Annotated in this window: 13 protein-coding genes and 1 pseudogene; 6 read left to right on the top strand and 8 right to left on the bottom strand. The window is 62.4% G+C overall.

Annotated elements, in window-relative coordinates; genetic code table 11:
- Positions 1-131: 131 nt before the first annotated feature.
- On the bottom strand, positions 132-1,046 hold the full coding sequence (locus ACR9ZN_RS31870) for a metallophosphoesterase (protein ID WP_481274115.1): 915 nt from the start codon (positions 1,044-1,046) through the stop codon (positions 132-134).
- A 413-nt stretch (positions 1,047-1,459) separates the two neighbouring features.
- Between ACR9ZN_RS31870 and dapA the strand changes: the two genes are divergently transcribed.
- Together dapA and ACR9ZN_RS31860 are read left to right on the top strand one after the other, a co-directional pair.
- Positions 1,460-2,383, top strand: a complete 924-nt coding sequence (gene dapA, locus ACR9ZN_RS31865; protein WP_454813289.1) for a 4-hydroxy-tetrahydrodipicolinate synthase — start codon at positions 1,460-1,462, stop codon at positions 2,381-2,383.
- A 205-nt stretch (positions 2,384-2,588) separates the two neighbouring features.
- The gene (locus tag ACR9ZN_RS31860; protein ID WP_454816713.1) at positions 2,589-3,005 is read left to right on the top strand and encodes a hypothetical protein; all 417 of its coding nucleotides are present in this window, start codon (positions 2,589-2,591) and stop codon (positions 3,003-3,005) included.
- Between the two features lie 18 nt (positions 3,006-3,023).
- Here the strand turns inward: ACR9ZN_RS31860 and ACR9ZN_RS31855 are convergent, their stop codons facing one another.
- Both ACR9ZN_RS31855 and ACR9ZN_RS31850 read right to left on the bottom strand, forming a co-directional pair.
- Positions 3,024-4,271: an MFS transporter gene (locus ACR9ZN_RS31855; protein WP_434955606.1), complete on the bottom strand. Its 1,248-nt coding sequence runs from the start codon at positions 4,269-4,271 to the stop codon at positions 3,024-3,026.
- 141 nt (positions 4,272-4,412) lie between these two features.
- On the bottom strand, positions 4,413-4,964 hold the full coding sequence (locus tag ACR9ZN_RS31850) for an AAA family ATPase (protein WP_454813288.1): 552 nt from the start codon (positions 4,962-4,964) through the stop codon (positions 4,413-4,415).
- A gap of 381 nt (positions 4,965-5,345) precedes the next feature.
- Here ACR9ZN_RS31850 and ACR9ZN_RS31845 point away from each other — a divergent pair, with 381 nt between their 5' ends.
- Positions 5,346-6,920 (top strand): ABC transporter substrate-binding protein, encoded by a 1,575-nt coding sequence (locus ACR9ZN_RS31845; RefSeq protein WP_454813287.1) that lies wholly within the window; start codon positions 5,346-5,348, stop codon positions 6,918-6,920.
- Between the two features lie 24 nt (positions 6,921-6,944).
- Here the strand turns inward: ACR9ZN_RS31845 and ACR9ZN_RS31840 are convergent, their stop codons facing one another.
- A complete protein-coding gene (locus ACR9ZN_RS31840) occupies positions 6,945-8,006 on the bottom strand; it encodes a calcium:cation antiporter (RefSeq protein ID WP_434955603.1) in 1,062 nt (353 codons plus the stop codon).
- A 211-nt stretch (positions 8,007-8,217) separates the two neighbouring features.
- On the opposite strand from ACR9ZN_RS31840, the gene ACR9ZN_RS31835 reads away from it, so the two are divergent.
- The gene (locus tag ACR9ZN_RS31835) at positions 8,218-8,865 is read left to right on the top strand and encodes a YiiX/YebB-like N1pC/P60 family cysteine hydrolase (RefSeq protein ID WP_454813286.1); all 648 of its coding nucleotides are present in this window, start codon (positions 8,218-8,220) and stop codon (positions 8,863-8,865) included.
- Between the two features lie 102 nt (positions 8,866-8,967).
- Complete coding sequence (locus ACR9ZN_RS31830) at positions 8,968-9,720, top strand: SDR family NAD(P)-dependent oxidoreductase (RefSeq protein ID WP_434955601.1); 753 nt, start codon at positions 8,968-8,970, stop codon at positions 9,718-9,720.
- A gap of 12 nt (positions 9,721-9,732) precedes the next feature.
- Here ACR9ZN_RS31830 and ACR9ZN_RS31825 read toward each other — a convergent pair whose 3' ends face one another.
- Both ACR9ZN_RS31825 and ACR9ZN_RS31820 read right to left on the bottom strand, forming a co-directional pair.
- Entirely contained in the window at positions 9,733-10,383 is a 651-nt protein-coding gene (locus ACR9ZN_RS31825; RefSeq protein WP_454813285.1) for a TIGR02466 family protein, read from the bottom strand.
- Positions 10,384-10,473: 90 nt separating this feature from the next.
- A complete protein-coding gene (locus tag ACR9ZN_RS31820) occupies positions 10,474-10,719 on the bottom strand; it encodes a DUF1127 domain-containing protein (protein ID WP_454813284.1) in 246 nt (81 codons plus the stop codon).
- A 135-nt stretch (positions 10,720-10,854) separates the two neighbouring features.
- Here ACR9ZN_RS31820 and ACR9ZN_RS31815 point away from each other — a divergent pair, with 135 nt between their 5' ends.
- Positions 10,855-12,363, top strand: a complete 1,509-nt coding sequence (locus ACR9ZN_RS31815; protein ID WP_454813283.1) for a winged helix-turn-helix domain-containing tetratricopeptide repeat protein — start codon at positions 10,855-10,857, stop codon at positions 12,361-12,363.
- Between the two features lie 133 nt (positions 12,364-12,496).
- Here ACR9ZN_RS31815 and ACR9ZN_RS31810 read toward each other — a convergent pair.
- Both ACR9ZN_RS31810 and ACR9ZN_RS31805 read right to left on the bottom strand, forming a co-directional pair.
- A pseudogene (locus ACR9ZN_RS31810) lies at positions 12,497-12,896 on the bottom strand (GFA family protein).
- Between the two features lie 1,106 nt (positions 12,897-14,002).
- A complete protein-coding gene (locus ACR9ZN_RS31805; RefSeq protein WP_434955596.1) occupies positions 14,003-14,893 on the bottom strand; it encodes a LysR family transcriptional regulator in 891 nt (296 codons plus the stop codon).
- Between the last annotated feature and the right edge of the window lie 186 nt (positions 14,894-15,079).

Genomic DNA, 15,079 nt, shown 5'->3' with positions numbered 1-15,079 from the left:
ACCGGTGATACGCAAAGGAGGGGCCGGCAAAGCGCAGCGTCGATTTTGCCTGCGCTTTCAGTGCTCTCCTTCTCATTATGACAGTTTGATGTCAAAGCCGCTTCGCGGGGTGCGACGTTTCGCGTGAGCCTTCAGGCCGCCACCCAAACAAGCTTGTCGTTGGAGAGAACCGCTTCGCTGGACCAGCGATAGGCGGTCAGCACACCGCCCTTGGCAACGCTGAAATCAAGGCACGACGCCGTTGGCGACAACAATTGCGGCCGGCCCGACATCCAGTAATGGCCGAACATCACCGGCACGGATTCTTGATAGTGATAATCGGACTGTATGGGATCGTCGGGCAGTTCGCTTCTTCGTTCATCCAGCCCCAGGGCCGCGAGCCGGAAAGTCGTCGCCGCCCGATCCCACCAACGCAGGCGAGCCTCGTGCCGGGTGTGGCCGTCCTTGTCGCGGAAAGAGTGCCCGCCGGGCAGCCGCACCTCCGGCCCCTTGAGCAGGATATCGGCGGCGAGATGTTCCGGCGTGCCCCCGCGATAGGCCTTGCGCAGGCCCTCGTCATGAAAGCATCCGTCTGCATCGAGACAGGTCGCGGCCAGGCAGGCCTGCGAGGCTCCATGCCAGCAGGCGTGCACGATCCGCAGGCCGCCGAGATCAAGCCACACCGGCAAGGACGCAAACCAGGTCAATGCCTCGCGATGGGCCGGTGATCCCTGTCCGATCTGCGCGAGAAAGGCGGCATGCTGCTTCTCGTTCTTTTCGGTGTGGGGCCGGAGGAAGCCACCGGCGCCGTCCGGCGTGGCCCAGCCGAGAGCGTTGAACTCGTGGTTGCCCATGATCGCTCGGCCCGTCCCCGCTCCGGCCATGGCGCGGACGACACGCAGGACCTCGACCTGTTCCGGCCCGCGATCGATGAAATCGCCCAGGAAGATCGTCTTGCGGTCGGCATGCCGATAGACCCCGCTCGCCTCGCGGTAGCCGAGCTTCGCCAGCAGCCTGTGCAATGCATCGGCATGGCCGTGGATGTCGCCGATTACATCAAATTCCATCGTCAACTTCCTGTTCTTCCGTGTTTTTTGCGTCCCGATGAAATGCCGCCTCAAAGAGCGCGGACGTCCCCGCGGCACTCGAGTGAGTGTCGGACGACACTCGAGTGAGTGCCGGACGATCCGCATCTTTCCAACAGACACAGCACTTCCAAGAACGGGCAAGAACATCCGCGCTCCCGGGAATGATGCCCATACACGACGGGAGTGACCCGCTTGACAAGGCACTGACCCCCCTGTCAGTTTAAAGCATGGCCTGCGCTTACATCGCCTTTTCCGCTTCGAAACAGCACCTCCTCATCGGGGGCAGGTGATCGTCGCGCGCGCCATAAGCAGCGAACCAAGATCGAAAATGTACCCCGCCGGTTCGACGGGGTTCTTTTTTGCTGCCGTCTCCGGCAAATCGGAGATGCTCCATGGAAATCCCCTCTTCTTCCGCCCGATCGCTGGCCTCCCCGCAGGGCTTGTGGTTGCCCTTGATCACGCCCTTCCGCGACGGCGCGCTCGACAAGACCTCGCTGAGACGTCTCATCCGCCATTACGGCACGCTCGAACTGGATGGCCTCGTTCTCGCCGGCACCACGGGCGAAAGCCTGACACTGGACGAGGATGAAACGCGGCAGCTTGTCGAGGTCAGCGCCGACGAGCTTGCCCGGCAAGGCCGCCGACTGCCGCTCTATCTCGGCCTTTCGGGCAGCGATACACGCAAGCTCGCCAAGCGGCTCCCCCGCCTGGGAGACTGGCCGATCGAGGGCTGCCTTATTGCCTGCCCCTATTACAGCAGGCCGTCCCAAGCCGGGCTGATTGCCCATTTCAATGCGCTGGCGGATAGCACCCAGCACTCGATCCTGATCTACAACATTCCCTACCGCACCGGCGTAAATCTGGGCAATGAGGCGATGCTCAGGCTCGCCGAACGGCCCAACATCGTCGGCGCCAAGGATTGCTGCGCCGATCCCGCCCAATCGGCCGAGTTGATCCGGCTCCGGCCACCCGGCTTTTCCGTGCTGACGGGCGAGGATGCCTTCTACCACGCTGCCCTGGCTGCCGGCGCGGATGGTGCCATCCTCGCCTCCGCCCATCTCGAGACCGCCAGCTTCATCGCCATCCGAGACGCCTTCGCTCTCGGCGATGAACCGGCCGCCGACATCGCCTGGCGCTCCCTTGCCGAGCTTGTGCCGCTGCTCTTTGCCGAACCCAATCCCGCTGCGCTCAAGTACTGGCTCTGGCGCACGGGCCTGATCGACAGCGGGGAATTGCGGCTGCCGATGACCCCGGTAAGCGCCGCGCTCGCCGCCCGCCTCGACGGCGCGATCGACCGCCTGAAGTCGGCGGCTTAGTCCCAATGCAATTCATTTGAGGAGGAGACACTCCGATTTGTCATAACCGGGCTTGACCCGGCAACGACAAAGGTTCTGCAGACTCGAAACCTCACGAGTGAACTGCACGGGACTTGGTCCGCCGTACACACAGGGGAAGGCGCGAGGGATTGACGGTTCGCGGCGCGGGTGTAGGCTTCAAAACAGTCGGCGGAGGGGAAGCGTGATGATGAAACTGGTATCGTGTGTCGCGCTGGCAGCCGCCTTGCTGTCCATCATCCCGGCCTCCGCCCAGGCGCCGAAAAGCGCGGCGGCATCTGCCGCCGCACAGAAGGAATTCAACGGCTTCATCGCGAAATTCCGGGCTGCGCTGAAGGCCAATGATGCAGCAGCCATCGCCGGCATGGCGAAACTGCCATTTCAGAATGACGCCGCCATCGCGGATGCCGCGCAGTTCCGTGCCAAGGTCTACCAGCCTGATTTCACCGCCAAGACCCGAGCCTGCCTGCAGCGCGAAAAGCCGGTCCATGATCGCGATGGAGACGGCAACCACACCTTTTCCATCGGCTGTGGTGACAACATCTTCGTGTTCACCAGGACAGCCGCGGGCTTCCTGCTGACGGATATCGCCATGAACGACTGAGCGGCCGGCAAAGGCTGCTCAGCGCGCCATTGCCGCCTTGCTGCGCTGGCGCCGTTTCGGCCAGAGGATCAGCCAGCCCACGAGGACGAGGTTCACCACATTCCACAGGAAGCCGTGCAGGAAGGCGAGCCGGTAGGACTGGGTGGCGTCATAGATGAAGCCCGAAGCGAGCCCCCCGCAGGCCATGCCGAGCACGGTTGCCATCAGCACCAGGCTGATGCGGGCACCGGCCTCGCGCGGCGGCAGGAATTGGCGGATGATCACCGCATACATCGGCACGATGCCGCCCTGGAACAGGCCGAACAGGCCCGAGATCACCCAGAGCGAAGAGAGGCTGTTGAAGAAGAGATAGAGCAGCAGCGCCGCCCCTTGCATGGCGGAGCCGATCAGCAGCATCGGCCCGGCGCCGATGCGATCGGCCACCACGCCGGAAGCAAGGCGGCTGACGACGCCCAGGCCCAGCATGAGCGCGATGATCTGGGTCCCGATGGCCACGCCATAGCCCAGATCCCCGCAATAGGCGACGATGTGAACCTGCGGCATCGACATCGCCATGCAGCAGGCAAAGCCGGCCACCACCAGGATCGCCTGCAGGGCATTCGCCGAAAGACCGAGTTCTCCGCGGGCGGCCTCCGTCGCGGCCTCGGCAGCCGCATAAGTGGTGGTCGCGGGCCGGCGGGTCAACGCCAAAGCGAGCGGCACCATTGCAACAGGCGCGAACAGGCCGATGCCGATATGGGTGGCACGCCAGCCATAATCGGATTGGAAGTGCTCGATCACCAGCGGCCAGACGGCGCCCGCAAGATAGCTGCCCGAAGCTGCAAACGTCACCGCCAGCGCCCGGCGCTTGCGAAACCAATGCGAAAGGTCTGAGATCAGCGGGGCGAAACCGGCAGCCGAACCCAGGCCGATCACAATCGAGAGGGCAGCGAACTGCCAGATATTGGAGGTGAAGGCGGCCAGCACATAGCCAGCGCAGAGCAGCACCGCCCCGATCAGGATCGGCACGACGATGCCGGCCCTATCGGCCAGGCGGCCCATGACGACCCCGCCCACGGCAAACCCCAGCATGGTGCAGGTATAGGGCAAGGAGGCACCGCCCCGCAGCGTGTCGAACTCCACTTGCAGGGTCGGCAGCACGACCACCACTGACCAGTTGCCGACACAAGCCACCGTACCAAGGATGAGAGTGAGAACCAGACGCAGCCAGGAATAGGCGGAATCGACGTCGCCAGGCCTATCGGCCTCACGGGGCAAAGCTGACACGGGGAGTTTCCTCGTTCCGGAATATTATCCTGAATATGCTTGTTTCGCCGACCGGACGGCGTGCAATGGTCAGGCTATAGCAGCTTCCGTCCCGGCTTCGCCAGATCGAACAAAGCATGGCTGACCTTCTGAACCAGCGCCTCATGCGCCCTGCCCCAGTTCTCGCAACATGAATGACACCCGCTCGGCGATCGGCAGGAGCGGCAGCGACACCAGTTCGTAACCGAGGCCGGCATAGACCCGCAGCATGGCCTCATATGTCGCCTGCGCCTCCTCCAGGCTCTGCTTGCGCTCGGTATCGCCGGCATAGATCGCCGGCCAGGGCGGCGCGATGAAGACTTGCGCACGATAGCGCCGGAGCGCGGCGGCCTTCCGGGTCGGCTCCGGCACCGGCAAGCCGCAAAGCTGGAGATAACCGATCACGTCGGGAATGCCGCGATCGAACAGCACCAGGCCGTCGAGCCCCCGCGCTTCACGATAGGAACGCAGATCCCACGCCAGCATCAGTTCGGCGAAGGCCGCGCGGTCGGCCCATGGCAAGGCATTGCCGCCAATGGCGACCTGATCCTGGATGATGGCGCGGCCCGCTTCGGGCATGGCACGCAGCCCCTCGGCCGCCACGGCCGAAATCAGGCTGGTCTTGCCTGACCCCGGGCCCCCGGTGACGACGACGAAACGTTCGATCTGAGACAAGGCTCGATCTCCTCTCGATAATGATGACAAGGGTTCGGATAGAGCTCGCAACGCCAGGCGGCGGCACGAGTGGGCCAGAAAATGGGGATAGGGCTTTCGATCCGCACTTTGGGCGCGTGGCATCAGCCTTCGCGCGAGGGTCAGCCGGGCATGGTTCGCCGGGCACCTCGGGCTTTCAACCTACACCGCGCCAGGCCCGGCCGAAAGCCCCTCGGTTCTCGTCTCTCCCTTGGAGCCAGCAAAGACGCGATATCGTCGCCCCCTCCAAAGGCAGCGTCGCTTATGGGTCATTCGTAACGGACCCAAGGCAACACGATGGTCAGGTGAGGGGTATGCCGCCCGCGGCCAAGCCCATCCGTCCATCACAGGGGAAGGCCAGGCATGACAGACAGGATCGGCAAGTCGGGAGCGCAAGGCTTGATCGTGGATCGCCGCGAACTGATGAAAGGAGCCGCCGCGCTCGGCCTCGGCTACGGCCTGATCGGACCTTTCGGAGGGCCGGCCCTGGCCGCCGAGACGCCTAAGAAGGGCGGCACGCTGCGGCTTGGCATGGAGGGCGGCTCGGCATCCGACACCCTCGATCCGCGCGCCGTCGCCGATTCCATCCCTGTCAGTTACAGCTACCAGATCTGGAACGGACTAATCGAAGTCGACAAGAATGGCAACGCGGTCGGCGAATTGCTGGAGAGCTGGGAATACAAGCCCGGCGCCAAGGAATGGATCTTCAATGTGCGCAAGGGCGTCACCTTCCATTCCGGCAAGACGCTGGATGCCGACGACATCATCTATTCGATCAACCTGCATCGCGGCGACACCAAATCCGCCGCCAAGGATGTGCTGTCTGGTATCACCGAAATCAAGAAGCTCTCGCCCAGCCAGATCCAGATCACCCTGGGCGAGGGCAATCTCAACCTGCCCTACAATCTCACCGATTTCCACATCCTCGGCATTCCCAACGAATTCAAGGATTTCTCCAAGCCGGATGGCACGGGTGCCTACAAGCTTGAAGTGTTCGAGCCCGGCGTGCGCGTGGTCACCAAGAACAGCGGCCATTACTGGAAGGAGGGCTGCGGCAATTTCGACGCCGTCGAACTGCAATATATCGGCGATTCAGCGTCGCGCCTGCAGGCGCTTATCTCGGGCCAGGTCGATGCCGTCAACCGGCTCGATCCCAAGACCATGGACCTGGTGACTGGCTCGCCCGATGTGAGCGTGGTGCAGACCAAGGGCACCGGCAATCGCTATTGCTTCGTGGCGCTGTGTGACACCGAGCCCTTTGCCAATGCGGACCTGCGCTGGGCCCTCAAATATGGCATCGACCGCAAGAAGATCGTCGATACCGTCTATCAGGGCTATGCCACGGTCGGTAACGACATCACCATCAGCCCGACGAACAAATACTTCGCCAAGGACCTGGCGCAGACACCCTACGATCCCGAGAAGGCCGCCTTCCACTACAAGAAGGCCGGCAGCCCCAAGCTGGAGCTCAAGGTATCCGAGGGCGCCTTCAGCGGCGCCACCGACTCGGGGGTGCTCTATCAGGAGGCTATGAAGCAGGCCGGCATCGAGCTCACGGTCACGCGCGTCTCGTCCGACGGCTATTGGGCGAACATCTGGCTGAAGGAACCCTTCTGCGCCGTCTACTGGGCCGATCGCCCCGCTATCGACATTCAGCTTTCGCAGACCTTCCTGTCGAACGCTGCCTGGAACGACACCCATTGGCGGCGTCCGGATTTCGACAAGCTGGTGATCGCCGCACGCGTGGAGGAGGACGAGGCCAAGCGAAAGGCGATGTATGCCGAGGCCCAGACAATGATCCACGATGACGGCGGCACGATCTGTTTTGCCGTCAGCGATTATCTCGACGGCTACGCCAAGAAGGTGGCGGGCGTGGCGCCCCACGCCCGTTTCGACATGTGCGACCAGCGGGTCGCCGAAAAGGCGTGGTTCGCCTGAGCCGGTAGGGCGCTGCCAAGCGCCCTACCCCCACCAGAAGATCGCGGCGATGATGACGTAGAGCCCGATAAGGGCAGCGCCATCCGCCATGTCGGCCCGGCCGTCCGCCGTGACGACCACGCCGATGATGGCCGACAGCATCAGGGCCACGGCCAGCATCGGCGGGATCACCAGGGTGAAGGGCGTCCCGCCCATGGCGTAGCTGACGAAGACCAGCACGGGAATCAGGGCGAGCGCCACCTGCAGCGAGGAGTTCAGGATCACGCTTATGGCGAGTTCGGCCTGGTTGCGCAGGGCGAACTGGATGCCCACGACATTCTCCACCGCATTGCCAACGATCGCCACGATGACAAGGCCAGCGAAGGCCTGGGAAATGCCGAGCGTCTCGATGGCCGGGTTCAACGCCTCGACGAACCAGTCGGACACGAACAGGGCGGCGACGCCGGCGAGAGCCAGGATGGTCAATGCCAGCCAGAGCGGCCAGCCGGCCTCCTGCTGGCCATGCGCCTCGGCCGGCACAGTGCGCTCGCTGCCGCCGAGCATGACCTTGACGGAAACCAGGAAGACCAGGAGCAGGACACCGGCACAGACCAACGCCAGCTTGTCTTCATGGGCGCCCGCCGGCAGATGCATCACCGAAGCCAGCGTCGGCAGCATCAGCGCGGAAACGGCCAGAAGCAGCAGCGCCGCGATCATACGCGGCCCCGCCGCATCGAAGACCAGCACCTTGTGGCGGGCGCTGCCGGCGATGAAGGCGATGCCGAGCACCAGCAGGCTGTTGCCGAGGATCGAGCCGATCAGCGAAGCCTGCACCACCTCGATCAGCCCGGCCCGCAGCGCGAAGATGCACACGCACAATTCCGGCAGATTGCCGACCGCCGATTGCACGATGCCAGTGGCGGCCGGGCTGAGATAGCGCCCGAGATGGTCGGTGGCCTCGCCGATCAGCGAGGCTAGCCCGGCAAGAGCCACGGCGCCGATGACGAAGACGAGGATTTGCGAAGAGCCGGTACGGCTGGCGATACCCGTGGCGGCTGATGCCCCCCCTGCGATGGCGAGCGTCACGAAATCGCGTTTCGACAGCATGGAACCTCCCGCGAAGCCATATAGGTTTCATAGCCCGACGCGAAGACGCAAGGGAAGGTCAATCTTGCTCCCCAAGAAGCGGCGTTTCGAACAGAGGAGCGGTCTGCGTTCGCGTGGCAGCATCACGAACATGCACGGATTTTCCATACCATGCAGGCTCGACAGGCAGCGTTCCGTTGCCTACCCTTCGCGCCACAATGCCGGAGGGCCGATGCGCGCAACAACCCTTCTCTCGATCGCCCTTGCGCTGACGGCAGGCCAGGCTCTGGCAGAAAACCTCCCCCCCTTGCGTCAGGGCGACCTTGTCTTCCAGCAATCGAAAAGCCCGCAGAGCGAGGCGATCCGCCTGGCCTCGGGCAGCACCTACACGCATATGGGCATCATCTCCCTCACGCCCGCAGGACCGGTGGTGATCGAGGCGGCCGATGTCGTTCGTCAAACACCGCTCAAGGCTTTCCTTGCCCGCGGCGCGAAGGGCCGCTTCGCCGTTTACAGGCTGCGCCAGCTCGTTCCAGCCAAGGCGGATGCCGCCGTCGCAGCGGCGCGGACCTATCTCGGCCGGCCCTATGATCTCTATTTTCGCCTCGATCCGGACGCCATCTATTGCAGCGAATTGCCTTACGACGCCTTCAGGAGCGTCGGCATCAGCCTTGGGCGCGTCGAGCGTTTCGGTAATCTGTCCGTGCGCAACCCTGCGGTAAAGGCGCTCTTCGCCACGCGCTGGGCCAGTCATCCCGATTGCAGGGGCGCGGCGGGGAATGCCGCGGCCTGTTGGACTCTGATCCAGCATCAGGGCATCGTTACTCCCGTCAGCATCGCCCGCGACAGCCAGGTCGTGCGGGTCGGAGGCAATCTTTGAGGAAATGAACCGGCGCGAGAAATGGGAGGATTTCCGGCTTGCAGGGCGGCGGCGGTGCAATAGGATGTCATCCTGCCGTCACCATCGGGAGAAAGCGCTGCCATGGCCCTCTTCGCCGATCGTTTCAAAGGCCGAAGCGCCGTCATCACCGGCGGGGCGTCCGGCATCGGCCTCGCCAGCGCCAGGCGCATTGCCGCCGAGGGCGGTCGGATCATGATCTGGGACGTCGACGCCACCCGTATCGACGCGGCGAAAGCGCAGATCGGCTCGGGCACTTTTGGCCTAGTGGTCGACGTCACCAATCCGGAGGCGGTGGAGGCCGCCGCCAAGACCTCCGAACGCCATCTCGGCCAGATCGATGCGCTCATCTGCTCGGCCGGTGTCGCCGGGCGCAACGCACCGGTGATCGACTATCCGATCGACGAATGGAAGCGCATCTTCGAGATCAATGTGAACGGCTTGTTCTATGCCAACCGTTTCATCGCGGCGATGATGAAGAAGCGCGGCTATGGCCGCATCGTCAATCTGGCCTCGATTGCGGGTAAGGAAGGCAATCCGACCGCTTCGGCCTATTCGGCCTCGAAAGCCGCGGTGATCGGCTTCACCAAGGCGCTGGGCAAGGAACTGGCGAAGAGCGGCGTCACCGCCAATGTCATCGCGCCGGCCACGATCGATACGCCCATTCTCAAGCAGGTGGCGCAGGCCCATATCGACTACATGCTGTCCAAGATCCCGATGGGCCGGTTCGGCAAGGTCGATGAAGTCACTTCCATGATCGCCTGGCTCGCGAGCGAAGAATGCTCCTTTGCCACCGGCGCGGTCTTCGATGCCTCTGGCGGCCGCGCTACCTATTGAGTCGGGCCCGCCTCAGCGCCAGCGATAATTGAAGCTGACGCTGATTCGCTCCTCGTCCGCCTGGTTGATCGGCACCTCGTGGCGCAGCCAGCTCTCCCACAGCAGCACCGTGCCGGCCTGGGGCGCCTCATAGACGAAGGGCCGCTGTTCCCCGCCAGCCTTGGCCTTGCGCGGGGGTGCCGCCATCATCAGGCCGAGCCGCGGATCCTCCAGCTTGAGCGCGCTGGAGCCCTTGGGCGTGGCCACATAATAGGTGCCCGAGATCACCGAGCGCGGGTGGATATGCGAGGTGTGCACACCGCCCTCCGGCAGCACATTGACCCAGATGTCGTCGAGTTTGAGCTTGTCGCGGCCAAGATCGAATTCGAGCTCCTTGGCAAAGACAGCGACATGGCCATCGAGCGCCTTCACAAGTTGCTTGATCGCCGGAAAGCGCCAGGGCAGGTCGTTCAGGGAAGCGTAGGAGGTATAGCCTGGATAGCCGTGCTTGTGGCACCAGGCCTGACCGGCCTCGTCGTCTTCGGCAAGGGAGCGGCAGGTTGCGTCGATCTCGGCGAGCGGCGCCTGCGCCTCGTCGAGTTCGGCACGGTAGAGCTTGGTAACGAAAAGGGTCTTGATCTCGGCCATGGCGAGGAAGTGGCCGAGCGAAGGCTCGCCTGTCAAGCCGCTTATCATCTGAGCGGGATTTCAGTCGGCGAAAGCCGGACTCCCAGATACCCCTCGACAGGCTGGGGGCGTTGCCGGAACATTCCCCTATCGTTCCCAGAAGTGCTTGGCGATCTCTGTCTCGACTTGCCACTTCTTCATGCCGATATCGTCGATCAAATGGGGATTGGCTTTCGCCATTTCCTCCAGGTCCCTGCGAAAATAGATCCGCTTGCGCCAGGCCGCGATCATTCTCGGCAGCATCTCCAGGCTGAAGCGCCGGCGCGGCATGTCACACGGTCCTGACCATGCCGCCTGATGCGGCGCCGAACCAAGGGTGGGAATATCGTTCATGACAACCTCCATAGGGTTCGGGTCCGGGGACCCTCGACCTGAATGAGGTTGAATTCTGCGGGATACGAACGGCGTCGTACTTAAGCTTTCCCAAATAGTTCTCAAAACTTCCAAAAGAGCTATAGATTGCGCCCCATGCAGGGATCGCGCTTTGCCTTTGGTCCGTTCGTGCTCGATTCCGGCGCGGGAACGCTCCTTCGGGACGAGGCTCCCGTTGCCGTTGGCTATCGCGGGTTGAAGTTGCTCGCGGCCCTCGTCGAAAACCCCCGCGAGATCCTGCGCAAGGCCGCGTTGATGGATGCGGCCTGGCCGGGCATGGCGGTCGAGGAAGGCAATCTCACCGTCCAGATCGCGCAACTGCGCAAGCTCCTCGGCCCGGCCGCCGATGGTGGCGAATGGATCGTCACGGTTCCTCGCGTCGGCTACCGGTTCACCGGCGCCGTCGAACAGCTTGGTCGAGAGCAGCGAAAGCCCCTGCCTTTGCCCGGCAAACCATCGATAGCCGTGCTGCCCTTCGTGAATGTCAGCAACGATCCCGAGCAGGAATCCTTCACCGACGGGCTGACCGAGGACCTGATCACCGACCTGTCGGGGATCTCGGGCCTGTTCGTCATCGCCCGCAACTCGGCCTTTGCCTATAAGGGAAAGGCAATGGACGTACGCGGCATCGCGCAGGATTTGGGCGTGCGCTACCTGCTGGAGGGCAGCGCAAGACGCGCTGCCGGACGCGTGCGCATCAACGCGCAGCTGGTCGACGCGGTGAGTGGTGACCATCTGTGGGCGGAGCGCTTCGACCGCGGCCTGGAAGACATCTTTGCCGTTCAGGACGAGGTCACCGGCAAGATCGTGGAAGCTTTGCTCGGCCGGCTGCGCGCACCGCTACCACGCAATGCACCCAGAAATCTCGAGGCCTACGATCTGTGCGTGCGGGCGCGCAAATTGATGGATGATTCGCCGCAGACGGCTCAGGAAGCGCATCTGATGCTCATGCGCGCGGTTTCGCTCGATCCTGATTATGCGGAGCCGTACCGCTGGCTTGCCATGAACCATTGGATGGGATGGGTGCATTCGGGCGGGCCAACCGAAGCGTCCCGCGGCATTGCATTGGAGCTGGCACGCAAGGCCGTAGAGCTCGGTCCAAACGATGCCGGGTGCCGGTGGGTCCTGGCTTACCTGCTTGCCTATGAGCGCCGCTTCGCCGAGGCGGATGCTCAATTCGCCAAGGCAATCGAACTCGACCCGAACGAGGCCGACATCTGGGCTGTTTTATCCGACATCTCGGTCCTGGCCGGGCGGGTCGAGGAAGGCCTCGAGCATATCCGCAAGGCTTTCAGGCTGAACTCGTTTCCGGCGAGCTGGTACTATCTGACGCTCGGCCAGGCGCAATATGCCGCCGGCGACTACGAAGCTGCGATCGAGACCCTGCGCCGGGACGAGACCTATCGTACAAGTTCGCGCCGTTTCCTCGCGGCAAGCCTTGCCCAACTGGGCCGGCTTGACGAAGCCCGCGCGGAAGTCGAACTGTTTCTCGTCGGCAACCCGCATTTCACAATCCGCCATTGGGCCGAGACGGAGCCCTTCCGCGACGCCACGACACTCGAGCATTTCGTCGACGGCTGCCGAAAGGCCGGTCTTCCGGCATGAAAAATCGCGATTCGCGGAAATCGCAATTTTTCTAGAGAAGAATGGCTTTTCTCCGAATCGTCATTCTTCTCTAATTCTTTGCTTTGGCGCGTTTTCTTAATCGAAAAGTCTGTCAACTTTTCCGGAAAATGCTTTAGCCCTCGTCCTCGAAGCGGCCCGTGGCTTCACGATCATGCTCATATCGTTTCGCGAGCGGAAACGACGGCAACCACGACTCGCGACGGACGGTCCAACTTTCATAGGTCGGCATCAACTGGTCAGGAGCATCGAGGGTCCCCAGATGCACTTCGATTTCGTCCCCGCTGCGGGCGAAAACAGACGAGCCGCAGCGAGGACAGAAAAACCGCCCCGCATAGTCACGGGTCTCGCCACCGATCGTCACCGCCTCCTGAGGGAACACGGCGGCAGCATAGAAAAGCGCCCCATGATGTTTGCGGCAGTCGAGACAGTGACAAAGGCCGACCCGATATGGGCGTCCCGATGCCACGAGTTCGGACATTGCCGCACAGGCAACCACCGGTGAATCGGTCCATGCTGCGCCTCCCCCAGAAACCAAGCGATTCAGATGGTTACAACGAACCACATGCCCATAACTATCGTTCCTTGTGAGTGGGTCGTCTTGCGGACAAATCGCGCCGGGCCCCCCGGGGTCGAGCTGCCCAAAACATAATCCTGCTGCTCCCGCGCTCGCCGGGGTTCAATCCTGACAGAACCGTCCAGCGGTACATAGATGCCGGCTAAGCAGCATTCTTCCATCGAGTGGTGAGGGGGTTGGACACGTCCCGATCCAGAATCACGCCCTGCAATCAGGGCACGCGCCAATAATGACGGAAATAAAAACTTTCCCTGTCAGCGTTGTTACAAAGTTGTCATGTAGCAATGTGCTGATGAAACAGGCTGTAGAAAGCTACCGTCTTGCGCTTTGGACAAAAAAAGACGGCCGGGACGAACCCGGCCGTAGCTTGGACAAAGTCCAAAAGTCACCATCCAGAGGGGAACGTCAGATGCTCCAGGTCGCCACCGGGAGGATGATGGCCCGAACGTCTGACAAGGCTGAGATTATATTTGCCGGCCCCCTGCTGCAATGCATTCTTTCACATGCCGGCCCTGCGTGCTGCGCATAGATGCAATTGCCACTGAAATGCGCACCCTCTTCGCCTAATCCTTGATCAGGCGGCCGCGCAATGCACCCTTGCTGCAAAAACAGGCAAGATGGCCGACGTACCTGGTTTAGCAGCCACGAAATTCACTTAAGTGAGCAACGTTCCGATGTGGCATAGCCGGATTTGACCCCGCTATTCAAAAAGCCGGGCGTGGAACCAAGCATCGGGTCAAGTCCGGCAATGACAAAGATTAGGGCAATCGGATGAACCCCCATGCGGTCATCCCGTGCGCGTTGCGTCATTCATGACGCGGCGCAGTCAGACCAAACAATGGTTTGGTCCGGGGATCGCAAGCCGATAGGAGCGCTTTTTTCGTCATGCGATCCCGGATCTGCACTTCAGCGCTTCGCGCTGCAACGCGTCCCCGCCACGACTTGCATCGCAAGTCGTGGCTGACGATGACAAAACGCCTTCACGCGATTGCCCTGGACAAAGATCGTGCAAACTCGACGATGCTCGAATCAGTCGCTTTGAGCCTAGAAGGCCCAGCGCTGGGCCTTGCTGACCAGGAAATCCCTGAGAACCTGGATACGAGCCAGATTCTTCATCTCCTCGGGGTAGACGAAATAGGTCTCGAGCTGCGGCATTTCCGCATCGGTCAGCACCTGGACCAGCGTCGACTCGCGACCGACGAGATAATCGGGCAGCACGGCGAGACCGACCCCCTTCTCCACCGCGGTCTTGACGCCACCCAGATTATTGACCTCGAATACCGGCTCGCGCGGATCCTTGGGATCACGACCCACCGTGTTCAGCCAGTTGATGGCCTGCAGAAAGCTGCCAGCCGTACCGCCGAAGCTGATGATGCGATGACGGTCGATATCCTCGATGCTGCGCGGCTGGCCGAAGCGCTTGATGTATTCAGGCGCGGCATAGGCATGGAAATGCACCGTGAAAAGCCGGCGCTGGATGAGATCCCCCTGCTCGGGCTGGCGCATGCGCAGCGCGACATCGGCTTCACGCATGCCCAGATCGAGTTCCTGTTCGGTCAGCAGAAGCTTGAGACGCATATCGGGATAGAGGTCGAGAAACTCCCCGATGCGCGGCGTCAGCCAATAGGTGCCGAGACCGACCGTGGTGGTCAGGCGCAATTCGCCATTCGGCTTTTCCCGGCTGTCGCTGAGGGCGCCCATCGCTGCTTCCAGCTTGAGCATGACATCCTGGGTGGTGCGGAACAGCATCTCACCCTGTTCGGTCAGGATCAGCCCGCGCGCATGGCGATGGAACAGCGGCGTGCGCAGGTCCCCCTCCAAAGCGGAGACCTGCCGGCTGACCGCCGACTGCGACAATCCGAGCACGTCGCCCGCATGCGTGAAGCTGCCGGCCTCCGCAGCCGCGTGAAAGACCTTGAGCTTATCCCAATCCATGAAGCACCCAGTTCAGCCCCGCTCCAGATTCTGCGCTTCGACCCTTGCTTTGCTTCGGTTCAACGCCGCCCGAATTCAACGTCGTATTTGGTTCAACGTCATATTTGGCGACGCGCGAAGATCTGATTTGCGCAGAGTATATGATGATTGCCTAGAAGTTTGAAACGGGTGGCGAATTTAGGGCGG

The sequence above is a fragment of the Labrys sp. HAY1-8F genome, assembly GCF_056754975.1.
The sequence above is the reverse complement of the archived record's forward strand: the minus strand, read 5'-3'. Positions and strand labels throughout refer to the sequence as shown.

Excerpts from the sequence above, each read along its gene's own strand:
- ACR9ZN_RS31820 (WP_454813284.1), bottom strand. The coding sequence starts at position 10,719 with ATGAACGATATTCCCACCCTTGGTTCGGCGCCGCATCAGGCGGCATGG.
- ACR9ZN_RS31845 (WP_454813287.1), top strand. The coding sequence starts at position 5,346 with ATGACAGACAGGATCGGCAAGTCGGGAGCGCAAGGCTTGATCGTGGAT.
- ACR9ZN_RS31840 (WP_434955603.1), bottom strand. The coding sequence starts at position 8,006 with ATGCTGTCGAAACGCGATTTCGTGACGCTCGCCATCGCAGGGGGGGCA.
- ACR9ZN_RS31805 (WP_434955596.1), bottom strand. The coding sequence starts at position 14,893 with ATGGATTGGGATAAGCTCAAGGTCTTTCACGCGGCTGCGGAGGCCGGC.
- ACR9ZN_RS31815 (WP_454813283.1), top strand. The coding sequence starts at position 10,855 with ATGCAGGGATCGCGCTTTGCCTTTGGTCCGTTCGTGCTCGATTCCGGC.
- ACR9ZN_RS31870 (WP_481274115.1), bottom strand. The coding sequence starts at position 1,046 with ATGGAATTTGATGTAATCGGCGACATCCACGGCCATGCCGATGCATTG.
- ACR9ZN_RS31860 (WP_454816713.1), top strand. The coding sequence starts at position 2,589 with ATGATGAAACTGGTATCGTGTGTCGCGCTGGCAGCCGCCTTGCTGTCC.
- ACR9ZN_RS31830 (WP_434955601.1), top strand. The coding sequence starts at position 8,968 with ATGGCCCTCTTCGCCGATCGTTTCAAAGGCCGAAGCGCCGTCATCACC.
- ACR9ZN_RS31835 (WP_454813286.1), top strand. The coding sequence starts at position 8,218 with ATGCGCGCAACAACCCTTCTCTCGATCGCCCTTGCGCTGACGGCAGGC.
- dapA (WP_454813289.1), top strand. The coding sequence starts at position 1,460 with ATGGAAATCCCCTCTTCTTCCGCCCGATCGCTGGCCTCCCCGCAGGGC.